7 protein-coding genes and 1 pseudogene are annotated in these 11,817 nt (G+C 44.1%); 6 read left to right on the plus strand and 2 right to left on the minus strand.

Going from position 1 to position 11,817, the window contains the following annotated elements; all coding sequences use genetic code 11:
• Positions 1–651 (minus strand): annotated as a pseudogene (locus BACCELL_RS27345) (LPP20 family lipoprotein); the annotation flags it as partial.
• A gap of 257 nt (positions 652–908) precedes the next feature.
• Positions 909–1,898 carry a tRNA dihydrouridine synthase DusB gene (dusB, locus tag BACCELL_RS09720; protein ID WP_007211571.1) on the minus strand — a complete coding sequence of 330 codons (990 nt, stop codon included), beginning with the start codon at positions 1,896–1,898 and terminating at the stop codon, positions 909–911.
• 90 nt (positions 1,899–1,988) lie between these two features.
• On the opposite strand from dusB, the gene BACCELL_RS09725 reads away from it, so the two are divergent.
• From BACCELL_RS09725 to BACCELL_RS09750, 6 genes are all read left to right on the plus strand, one after another.
• The gene (locus BACCELL_RS09725) at positions 1,989–2,447 is read left to right on the plus strand and encodes a DUF2059 domain-containing protein (RefSeq protein WP_007211572.1); all 459 of its coding nucleotides are present in this window, start codon (positions 1,989–1,991) and stop codon (positions 2,445–2,447) included.
• A 94-nt stretch (positions 2,448–2,541) separates the two neighbouring features.
• Entirely contained in the window at positions 2,542–3,825 is a 1,284-nt protein-coding gene (locus BACCELL_RS09730; protein WP_007211573.1) for a peptidase U32 family protein, read from the plus strand.
• A 27-nt stretch (positions 3,826–3,852) separates the two neighbouring features.
• Positions 3,853–4,254 carry an acyl-CoA thioesterase gene (locus BACCELL_RS09735; protein WP_007211574.1) on the plus strand — a complete coding sequence of 134 codons (402 nt, stop codon included), beginning with the start codon at positions 3,853–3,855 and terminating at the stop codon, positions 4,252–4,254.
• 109 nt (positions 4,255–4,363) lie between these two features.
• Positions 4,364–5,485 (plus strand): DNA-processing protein DprA, encoded by a 1,122-nt coding sequence (gene dprA, locus BACCELL_RS09740; RefSeq protein WP_007211575.1) that lies wholly within the window; start codon positions 4,364–4,366, stop codon positions 5,483–5,485.
• Between the two features lie 135 nt (positions 5,486–5,620).
• Positions 5,621–7,690 (plus strand): beta-galactosidase, encoded by a 2,070-nt coding sequence (locus BACCELL_RS09745; RefSeq protein WP_007211576.1) that lies wholly within the window; start codon positions 5,621–5,623, stop codon positions 7,688–7,690.
• Between the two features lie 127 nt (positions 7,691–7,817).
• A complete protein-coding gene (locus BACCELL_RS09750) occupies positions 7,818–11,759 on the plus strand; it encodes a hybrid sensor histidine kinase/response regulator transcription factor (protein ID WP_007211577.1) in 3,942 nt (1,313 codons plus the stop codon).
• Positions 11,760–11,817 lie beyond the last annotated feature (58 nt).

An 11,817-nucleotide genomic window follows, 5' to 3' on the forward strand; every position in this document is an offset into this window, starting at 1 on the left:
CTTCAGATCACCGTCCAGATGGGTGCTTTCCATACTTATTTTCAGATTGGAGAAGATTTCGTTCATCTGTTTGGGAATCCAAGTGGTGAGCAAGAGGTCTTTGCCGTCCTCATCCTTCATGGTGAGGAAGTTGCCGTCGGGGTAGCTCTGGAGTAGGACGAGCGCCCAGTAGTAATAACGCAGGGCATCGGCCACCTGGGCTTTCTTTTCGGCACGGACGGCTTCTTGGGCAAAGTCCAGTATCTTTGTCTTCCGTCCGTCGAAGATGCGTTGTATTTCGGCTACTTTGATATAGCGCATGACGACGGCTTCCGGTTCGTTTTGTATCACGATACGGCGGGTATTGTTCAGTGTGGCACGCGAGTAGGTGTTGATGACGGACTTGAATGTCTCGTCCACAGTTGCTTGATCATCCTTCATTCCGCCTTCGGTCAGTTGCTCGAACTTGGAAGATACGTTTGTGGAGATCTGGCTGATGAGTGCTGCAAGTGCTTCATTATCGGCTTTCTTCAAGGTAGCCGCGTTTCCCGTACCCCAGATGTAGTCTTTGCTGGTTTGTATTTCTTCAATGGATTGTCCTTTTGCGGCAAGGGCAATAAATAAGAATGTAACGATGATAAATGCGCTCCTTTTCATGTTGTTGCTTTTCATGTTGTTTCAATTCTTTGCAAAAGTAGAAACTTTTTTCTATAAAGCGGCATTTCAGTAAGTTATTTTTTATGCCTGTCAAAGGATGCTTGTAATTGTATTCTCTAATTGCATTCGATCCATACCCGAACCGTATCTGAGCCGTACCTGCTCCGTACCTTCTTCGGTCAAAGGTACCTTTATACGGAGAAACTACGGAGTTGGTACGGAGCAGATACGGCTCAGATACGGCCCGGATAGATTTAGAAAGTGTTTAGGAGTTATGCGGGTGAATGAAGTATGGGGGTGATATCGTCGAATATACGGAACAGTTCCTCTTTGGTCTCCGCCCTCAGCATGGCAATACGCGTCTCCCGGAAGTTTGGTATTCCTTTAAATAGCGGGCTTGCTGCCAAATGGCGACGTACATGCAGAATACCCCTTCTTTCATCCAGCAGATTGACGCTGTCCACTACCTCCTGGCGTAACACACTCAGTTTCCATTCGGCACTCAGCGGTGGCAACTCCTCGCCTGTTTCCAGATAATGCCTCACCTCCTTGAATATCCATGGGCGGCCAAAGCTAGCACGACCTATCATGATGGCATCCACTCCATAAAGATCGAAACACTCCTTTGCCCTTTGGGGACTGGTGATATCGCCGTTGCCAATGATGGGAATATGCATGCGCGGATTTTTCTTTACTTCACCGATAAGTGTCCAGTCAGCCTCACCGGTATACATTTGTGCACGGGTACGGCCGTGTATGGTGAGTGCGGCAATGCCACAATCCTGTAATTGCTCTGCCAGTTCCACGATAATCTTGTTATTCGCATCCCAGCCCAGGCGGGTTTTTACGGTAACCGGTATCTTTACGGCATCTACCACGGCACGGGTAATCTCCAGCATCTTGGGAATATTCTGCAACATACCTGCACCGGCTCCCTTGCCCGCTACGCGCTTCACGGGGCAGCCGAAGTTAATATCGAGAATATCCGGACGCGCCTCCTCTACGATGCGGGCGGCTTCCACCATGGTTTCGGTATCTTTGCCGTATATCTGTATGGCTACCGGCCGTTCCTCATCACTGATATTCAGCTTCTGTTCGGTCTTGCTGACGGAGCGTATCAGGGCATCGGCAGATACGAATTCCGTGTACACCATGTCGGCACCGAACTTCTTGCACATCAACCGGAATGCAGGGTCGGTGACGTCTTCCATCGGAGCTAAAAATATGGGGCGTTCGCCCAAGTCTATGTGGCCTATCTTCATGAATCGATTGAACTAAATGATTATTTCGCTGCAAAAATACGGAAAAAAGCCTACCTTTGTATCATTCATTTATTTAACTAATATGGAATTATGAAAAAAGGTTTGGTTTTAGTTGTGATGTGTGTAGCAATGTTGTTTGCTGCCGCACCTTCGGCTTCGGCACAAGCACCGAGTGATGAGTACAAGGCTACATTGGAAAAAATGCTGGAACTATCCGGTTCTATGGCGTCGGCAAAGGCTATGGTGCCACAGATGATTTCTATGTTGAAACAACAATCATCGGCATCGGTTTCTTTTTGGGATGGCTTTCAGAAGAAATGGGAAGGAAAGTTTGGCAGTAAGCTGGCGGAACTTTACGCTCCTGTTTATCAGAAATATCTGACACTGGATGATTTGAAGAAAATTGTTGCTTTCTATGAATCGCCTGTAGGAAAGAAACTGGGCGCTTCTACTCCTGCCATGATGGCTGAGGGCATGCAAATAGGACAAAAGTTGGGAATGGAGATTGCCACTGAACTTCAACAGGAATTGCAGGCACAGGGAAAATAGTTACAAGTTACGAGCTACAAGCTACAAGGGGCTACGCTATACTCCGAAAGGTACTCGTAGCTTGTAACTCGTAGCTTATTAAATATATGATTTTATGGATTTAAAGGACTTTGAAATCATGGCCCCTGTCGGCTCGCGCGAATCACTTGCGGCGGCCATCCAGGCAGGTGCCGATTCCATCTATTTCGGTATTGAAAACCTGAATATGCGGGCCCGTTCGGCTAATACATTCACTATTGAAGACCTTCGGGAAATAGCGCAGACGTGCGATGAGCACGATATGAAGAGTTATCTTACCGTTAACACTATTATTTACGATCAGGATCTGGCATTGATGCGCACCATCGTAGATGCGGCCAAGTCGGCGGGTATCTCTGCGGTGATTGCGGCGGACGTAGCTGTGATGAGCTATGCGCGGCAGATCGGTCAGGAGGTGCATCTCAGTACGCAACTGAATATCTCGAATGTGGAGGCCCTGCGCTTCTACGCACAATTTGCCGATGTTGTGGTACTGGCACGCGAGTTGAATCTGGAACAGGTAGCGGAGATTTATCGTCATATCTGTGAGGAGAATATCTGTGGTCCCGGCGGAAAGCCTATTCGTATCGAAATGTTCTGTCACGGTGCTCTCTGTATGGCAGTGTCGGGAAAATGCTATCTTTCTCTGCACGAGATGAACCACTCTGCCAACCGGGGTGCCTGCATGCAGGTGTGCCGTCGCTCTTACACGGTGCGTGATAAGGAGACGGATGTGGAACTGGATGTGGACAACCAATATATCATGTCTCCCAAAGACCTGAAAACCATCCATTTTATGAATAAAATGCTGGATGCAGGTGTACGTGTGTTCAAGATAGAAGGACGTGCCCGTGGCCCGGAGTATGTACGCACGGTGGCGGAATGTTACAAAGAAGCCATCCGTTCTTACCTGGACGGCACCTTTACCGATGAAAAGATAGCCGCGTGGGATGAACGTCTGAAGACTGTATTCAACCGTGGCTTCTGGGATGGGTATTATCTCGGACAACGCCTCGGCGAGTGGACGAAGAACTACGGATCGGCCGCTACGGAACGGAAAATATATGTAGGTAAGGGTATCAGATACTTTTCTAATATCGGTGTTGCCGAGTTCCTGATAGAAGCTGCCGAACTGAATGTGGGAGACAAGTTGCTGATTACAGGTCCCACTACAGGAGCAGTATTCACTACGCTCGATGAAGCTCGTGTAGACTTGAAACCGGTGCAAACCGTGAAGAAAGGACAGCATTTCTCGATGAAAGCGGACAAAATACGTCCCAGTGACAAACTCTATAAGCTGGTTTCTACAGAAGAACTGAAGAAGTTCAAGGGACTGGATATTGAGAAAACACGTGGATGATACACTTTTGATACAGTTATATTGAATATGGAAAAGTATATCTATGAGTTAGAGATGAAGGTGCGCGATTACGAGTGTGATCTGCAAGGCATCGTGAATAATGCAAATTACCAGCACTATTTGGAGCATACCCGTCATGAGTTTCTGCTATCTACCGGTGTCAGTTTTGCGGGATTGCACGAACAGGGAGTCGATCCCGTAGTGGCACGTATCAACATGGCGTTTAAAACTCCTCTGAAGAGCGGTGATGAGTTTATTTCCAAACTCTATATGAAGAAAGAAGGCATCAAGTATGTTTTCTATCAGGATATTTTTCGGAAGAGTGATGATAAAGTAGTCATAAAAGCAACAGTCGAAACGGTGTGTCTGGTGAATGGACGACTGAGTGACAGTAAGCTTTTTGATGAGATATTTGAGGCATACCTCTAAAATATCACCACAGAGTAGCACTGAGTCTCACAGAGTTTTATTTTTTTATGTGAATAATTACCTCTGTGAGACTCAGTGTTACTCTGTGGTGAATTGAATTTGTACAACCATGAACAACGACGAACGAATTTGCAGTATAGCCCTCACGCTTTGCCCCGGTATAGGACATATCGGGGCAAAGCGTTTAATAGACGGTATAGGAAGTGCTGCCGGAGTCTTTTCTCAACGTAAAGAACTGCCTGAATTGCTCCCCGGTGTGAGTCCTACTATAGTTACTGCCCTCGATAATCCTGCCGCTTTCCTGCGTGCCGAACACGAAATGGAGTTCGTGGAGAAGAATCGCCTTACTTGTCTGACTCTCAAAGATGAAGCTTATCCGTCTCGTTTGCGCGAATGTGAAGACGCTCCGATAGCCCTCTTCTTCAAAGGGCATACCGATTTCAATTGTCTTCGTGTCATCAATATGGTCGGTACTCGCAATGCCACAGAGTATGGCAAGCAATTCTGTGTAGATTTCCTGCGTGATCTTTCCTCTCATTATCCTGATGTGCTGGTAGTCAGCGGTCTGGCTTATGGCATTGATATCCATGCCCATCGCGCTGCCCTGGCCAACAACCTTTCCACCGTGGCTGTCCTTGCTCACGGACTGGACCGTATCTATCCTTATGTTCACCGTAAAACTGCCATTGATATGCTGGACAACGGTGGACTCCTTACCGAATTCCTCACCGAAACCAATCCTGACCGGCATAACTTTGTCAGTCGTAACCGTATTGTGGCAGGTATGACTGACGCAACCATCGTTGTGGAGTCTGCCTCTAAAGGTGGTTCGCTGATTACGGCAGACCTTGCTGTAGACTATCATCGCGATTGTTTCGCCGTTCCGGGACGCATTTCTGACGCTTCTTCGAGAGGGTGCAATCTACTGATACAAGATAGTAAGGCCGCTCTCATTCAGTCTGCCGAAGATTTTATAAAAGCCATGGGCTGGACTCATGAAGAGAAGCTTGCCAAACCGGGGGGCATCCAGCGCAATCTTTTCCTTGAACTGACAGGAGAGGAAGAATTTGTCATTCGTATTCTTACCCGTCAAGGGGATTTACATATTAATGCACTGGTTGTAGAAACAGATATCCCCATAAATCGTATGATCAGCTTGCTCTTTGAGCTGGAAATGAAAGGTGTTGTAAAGGCATTAGTAGGTGGAGTGTATCATTTGTTGGGATATTGATTCAAATTTCAGGGGCTTTTTAGCCATTGTTGGACGTGAATAGATACCACCCGTTTTTTGGGGAAATATCCTTCTTCAAAAGCAAAAAAATGCACATATATTTGCAGATGAAGTAGAATCCTAAATTGAAAGATTATGAAAACAGAAAAACATGTTGTTATCCTTTGGCTAATCATATCATTATTGCTGCCTACACTTGCCTGTGCGCAGTATAAATTTGATAATGTACTGTATGGGGCGGCTTATTATCATGAATACATGCCGACAGATCGATTGGATAAAGATATCCAAATGATGAAAGATTGTGGACTTTCAGTTGTTCGTGTCGGAGAATCATCGTGGGGCTTGTTTGAACCTCGTGAAGGCGAGTTTGAATTCGCATGGATGGATCGGATAATAGATAAGATGCATCAGGCAGGTATAAAAGTAATTTTGGGAACTCCCACTTATGCTATACCAGCCTGGATGGCAGAAAAACATCCGGATGTGTTAACTGCTTACGAACGAGGCAATAAGGCATATTATGGAACCCGCCAGAATATGGATATATCGAATCCTGCCTATTTGTTCTACAGTGAGCGTATCATTCGCAAAATGATGGAGCACTATGCCAATCATCCTGCCATTATCGGATATCAGGTGGATAATGAAGCTACTGCACGTGGAACTAATAATCATGACTTTTTTGTTGGATTCAGAAGCTATATTAAAGAGAAGTTTGATAATGATCTGGATTCTTTAAACAAAGCCTGGGGCCTGAATTATTGGAGTATGAACATTCATAGTTGGGAAGAGTTCTATACCAGAGATGGTGTTACTAATCCCTCGTACAAAAATGAGTGGGAACGTTATGGCCGTAAAAGGATTGCTGATTTTCTGAATTGGCAGGTAGATATTGTCAATGAATACAAACGGAAAGATCAATTTGTAACACATTGTTTTATGCCTGCTTTTCATGAAATAGATCAGGTGGAAAGTTTTCGTCAGATGGAGTATCCTGCGATTAATCCATATCATAGTGTGCAAGATGGCCAGAATGGCAGGTTAATATCATATTCGGGCGACCACATGAGGACTGTTGCTAAAGGCAACTATCTGATAACTGAAACGAATGCTCAAACCACCGGTTGGGATGCGAGGTATCAATATCCGCCTTATGATAATCAGCTCAGACAAAATGTATATTCACATCTGGCATCCGGGGCAAACATGGTAGAATATTGGCACTGGCACTCTATACATTATGGTCAAGAGACCTACTGGAAGGGAATTTTGGGACATGATCTTGAACCAAACCGCATTTATCATGAGTTTACTGCCGTGGCAAAAGAATTGAAGAATATAGGTAGTAAATTGGTTAATCTTAAAAAGAAGAATGACGTAGCTATTCTTTACAGTCATGATTCGTATTATGGATTAAGATTCATGCCTTATACTCATGGAGATAATTATCCGGTTGAAATGTTGCACTCTTCGCTTTATAATATGAATATAGAAACGGATATTGTTCATTGCGATAAAGTGAGTGATTTCTCGGAATATAAAATGTTGATTATACCTCCTCTCTATATTGCTACCGATGAACTGTTGGAAAAGATAGATGCTTTCGTGAAAAATGGTGGTAAGGTTATCATGATGTATAAGAGCGGTTACTGTAATGAACATTCTGCGGTTAGAGCTATGTTGGCTCCCGGTCCTTTACGTAAAGCATGTGGATTTTATTATCAGGAGAGTTCTACAATTGGATGGATGGAGCTGAAAGATAATCCGTTCGGACTAGATAATAAGAAGGCCATTGGTGAAATTATAGAATTCATTATACCCGAAACAGCCCAACCTTTGGCTTATGCTGATCATCCTTTCTTCGGGAAGTGGCCCGTAATAACTGAGAATAGTTATGGTAAAGGATCACTGGTATATATTGCTTCATATCCTTCGCAAGAGTTGTTTGAGAAGATAGTTCGTACAGAGGCAGAAAAGGCTGGCATTGTTTCCGATGATGAATATAAATTCCCTATAATAGTGAAGAAAGGAACGAATGATAAAGGTCGTACTATTCGCTATATATTTAATTATTCACCGACTTCTCAAGAGGTGGAATACAATTATGCATCCAAGGGAAAGGAACTGCTGAAGAACAGGACATTGAGCAAAGGCGATTCGATGACGATTGCTCCATGGGATTTGTTGATTGTTGAAGAGTGATATCTTTTCAAGATAAAATGAGTTCTTGCTTTATGAAAATAGATCAGGAATTCATTTTATCTAAGGACATATCTCATTTGGAACTATCTTTTTCCTACCTTTGCTTTCGCAACTATATTATTATGCTATGAAATACCTGTCCTTTTTTATACTTCTGTTTATTGGAGAACTGTCCGTAAGCGCACAGCACATGTTCTCCAGACAATTTCCATTCTTCAACCAACTCTCTTCCAATGAGATTTTCAGTATTCATCAGGATAGGGAAGGATACTTCTGGATAGGTACCACGAATGGTCTGGCACGCTATGACGGCTATCAGTTAAATACATTCCGTACAGACTATAAAAATCAGAATCTGCTGACTGACAATGGAATTACTGCTATTAATGACAATGATCTGTATGTATGGATTGGTACGTGGAAAGGGCTGAACCTGTATAATAAGCAGACCTGTCAGATTACTCCTTTCTCAGATGTACGGCTCCTGGATAAGGTGGTGGATGCTATAACAGTCGACAAGGATGGGAATGTTTGGGTAAGCGCCGGTGGAATGATATACCGATGCGATTCTACCGCGCATATTATAAAGGAGTATGAAGTTGGAAATATTCAGGAGGGATATGCTATTAGCAATATCTATGTAGATCAGCAAAAGCAACTTTGGGCAGTGGGATCACGAGGTATATTCAGATATGAGCCCGAAACTGATTCTTTTTTCCGTTATCCGCCATTGGGTAACGGACATACCGCATATATTATGCATCAGGATAATTCCGGTAATTACTGGATCGGTACATGGGGGGAAGGTTTATGGCAATTCTTTCCCTATGCACAGAAAGGAGGACACTATAAGAAACATAATATAGCTGCTTCGAACAATAAAGAAACCGGCATTGAATCCATTCTTTTCAGTATAGAGCAGGATGATACGTTTGGTTATCTCTGGATGCTTTCGTATGCCGGGCTCCATGCATTTAAATACACAGATGAGGGAACACTGGAAAAGGTGGATATCAACCATCTGGTTGATACGCACATGATGTACACCCGGATATGCAAGGACAGGGAGGGTAATCTGTGGTTGCCTTCGTATGATATGGCGTACACTATCTTTTTCGATAATTCGAACATAGACAATTACCTTCTTCCTCAACTGAAGGAAGAGATGGGATGGGATGCCAATGTTATGAATCTTTGTCAGGGAAGTGATAGTACTATGTGGTTCAGGCAGGACAGATACGAATTGTGTATGTACGATTATTCACGGGATACATTTGCTGGTACAGGTGTGGGTGAGATTAATGCCATTATCAGATCTCTTCATAAACCCGGTGTCTGGGTTAATTCAAGTCGGACTCCTCATGTCATGAGATTGACACAACGGAACATGAAGGTGCAGATAGAAGAAGACATCAATATAGGAGGAGTTACAGGGTTACTTGAGGATAAAGTTGGTAATCTGTGGATATCCAGATGGACGGATATAAATGTGAAACGTCCTGATAAAGATGACTTGGTAGTTTCGGGTAGTGACGTTCCGGTAATGACTTCCCTGTTCAATGATGTAAAGGGAGAAGTTTTAGGGTTGTCTCACGAGAGCAAAATCTATCGGCTGAGTTGTGCCGACGGGCGGATTACCTGTGAATTAAAAGGCAGTGTTTCTTCTCTTCTGGAAAAGGAAGAAGTGAACAGTGTCTGCATTGACCGGGAAGGACGGTTGTGGCTGAACACTACTTTGGGAAGAATACTGCGGTCTGACGAAACGATGCATAAGTTTGAAAATGTATCACTGGATAATGAGATAGATGACTGTACTGTATTAGGATTACTTTCCGATAAGAACAGTGTGTGGATTATCACCAATAAGAAAGTACTTCAATATAATATTGATTCGCAGACTTTTCAGCACTATTCTACTGCTGATGATAATATTATGGTAGATGTTTTCAGGTATAAGGCTATCAGCCTGGACGGTTGGGGCGGGCTCTATGTGGGCGGACACCGTGGATTCATACATATTCGTCCCGTTAATGCATCGGTGGTGAACAGGGCTCCTACGAGCTTGCATATCACAGATGTCAAAGTTGAAGACAAAAGTATCTTCTTCGGCAATGCGGAAGCCTCGGGAGAGAATACGATACATAAGATTTTCCTTGGTCCGGATGATCGGAATATTGAGATTTTCTTTTCTTCGCTTTTGTATTCGCTGAATGCGGGATGTCGCATAGCGTATCAGTTGGAGGGGGTGGATCATTATTGGATCTATTCGGATAACAACAGAAATTCCGCCTTCTATAACCACCTGCCGAAGGGAACGTATAAACTCCGTTTGAAGTTGGAATATGAGCGGGGTAAGTGGACTGAAGGCGAAGTATTGCTGACCATTGTGAAAGAGCCTGCCTTCTATGAAACCTGGTTTGCATATCTTGTTTATGTCATTTTCATCGGATTGTGCTTTTATGTGGTAATCCGGCTTTATATGCGTCGTATTAAACTGAAGAGTGAAGTGAGATTGCAGGAAGAACTGACGCGTACCAAGCTGACTTACTTCACCAATGTTTCCCATGAGTTGCTGACACCGCTTACCGTCATATCCTGCATATCGGATTATCTGGATCAGAAGGTTCCTGCTGTGCGGCAACAGTCCGTCATGCTCAAGGCTAATGCGGAGAAGTTGAAGCGACTGATACAGCAAGTGCTTGATTTCCGCAAGATGGATGTGGGGAAACTGAAACTGAACGTTTCGGAAGGAGATATCCGTGAGTTTGTCCTGAACATCTGCCAGGTAAACTTCCAACCGCTTGCATTGAAGAAGAACATCACGCTGGATACTCGTTTTGAAGCGGAGGAAGCACATGGTTATGTGGATTTTGATAAGCTGGATAAGATATTGCATAATTTGCTGTCCAATGCCATGAAGTATACTCCTGAGAACAGGCGTATTACTGTTGATGTACGAGTAGTGAATGAAGCGGAACATCGGATATTGGTGTTGAAAGTGGAAGATGAGGGCGTTGGTATCTCTGAGAAAGAACTGGAACAGATATTCATCCGTTTCTATAACAGTAAGAAGAACCGGGGAATCGAGTCGAATGGAATCGGTCTCTCGCTAACGAAAGATTTGATAACCTTGCATCATGGCCTTATCACCGTGGAAAGTGTTTTAGGACAAGGTTCCTGTTTCACTGTAAAGCTGCCTATTGACAAAGAAAGCTACTCTCCGGATGAATTGCTTGACGAGACGATGGTGTTGCAGACCAGTACGGATGATGTGCCCATGGAAGATTATGCCTCGTCTGATGAGGTGGATAAACCGGCTATCTTGTTGATTGATGACAATACGGAATTGCTGTTCGTTATGAAAGAGATGTTCAGGGAACGATATACTGTACTGACAGCCGCAGACGGGCAACAGGCCTGGGATAAGTTGAAGAATAATGAGGTGGATGTCGTCATTTGTGATGTCATGTTGCCCGATGCCAATGGTTGGGAACTTTGTGCGCGTATGAAAGGTGATTTGCGTTTCAATCATATACCTGTTATCATACTTACGGCTAAGAATGGTATTGAGGACCGTGTTGCCAGCTATGAAGCGGGCGCCGACGGATATATAGCCAAGCCTTTTGAGTTGAAGATACTTTTTGCCCGGGTGGATAACCTTATCCGATCTTCGAAGATGCGTCAGGCGGCTTTCCGTAAGGAGGAGAACCTGGATCTGGAAAGTCTGGCCTATCCCTCGGCGGATAAGCAGTTCCTGCAATCCATTATAGATAGCATCGAACAGCATTTGGAAGAGTCTGAATTCGACTTGGAACAATTGGCTGCGGAGAAGAATATGTCTAAGTCTACCCTTTACCGTAAGATAAAATCGATGACGGGAATGACTCCTTTGGACTTTATACGGAATATTAAGATGAAGCGTGCCTGCATGATGTTGTTCAACCGCTCGCATACTATATCCGAGGTTGCGTATGCTGTAGGATTCAATAGCCCCAAATACTTTACCCGGTGCTTCAAGGATGAATTCGGTGTGACGCCGAGTGAATATCTTCAGAAAAACACCCCTTAATTTTTAGTATATAGATGCTACATACAGGGGTAAAATCCTGTTATCAAGGGGTAAATTC

Source organism: Bacteroides cellulosilyticus DSM 14838, from assembly GCF_000158035.1.
In the GTDB taxonomy this organism is placed as follows: domain Bacteria; phylum Bacteroidota; class Bacteroidia; order Bacteroidales; family Bacteroidaceae; genus Bacteroides; species Bacteroides cellulosilyticus.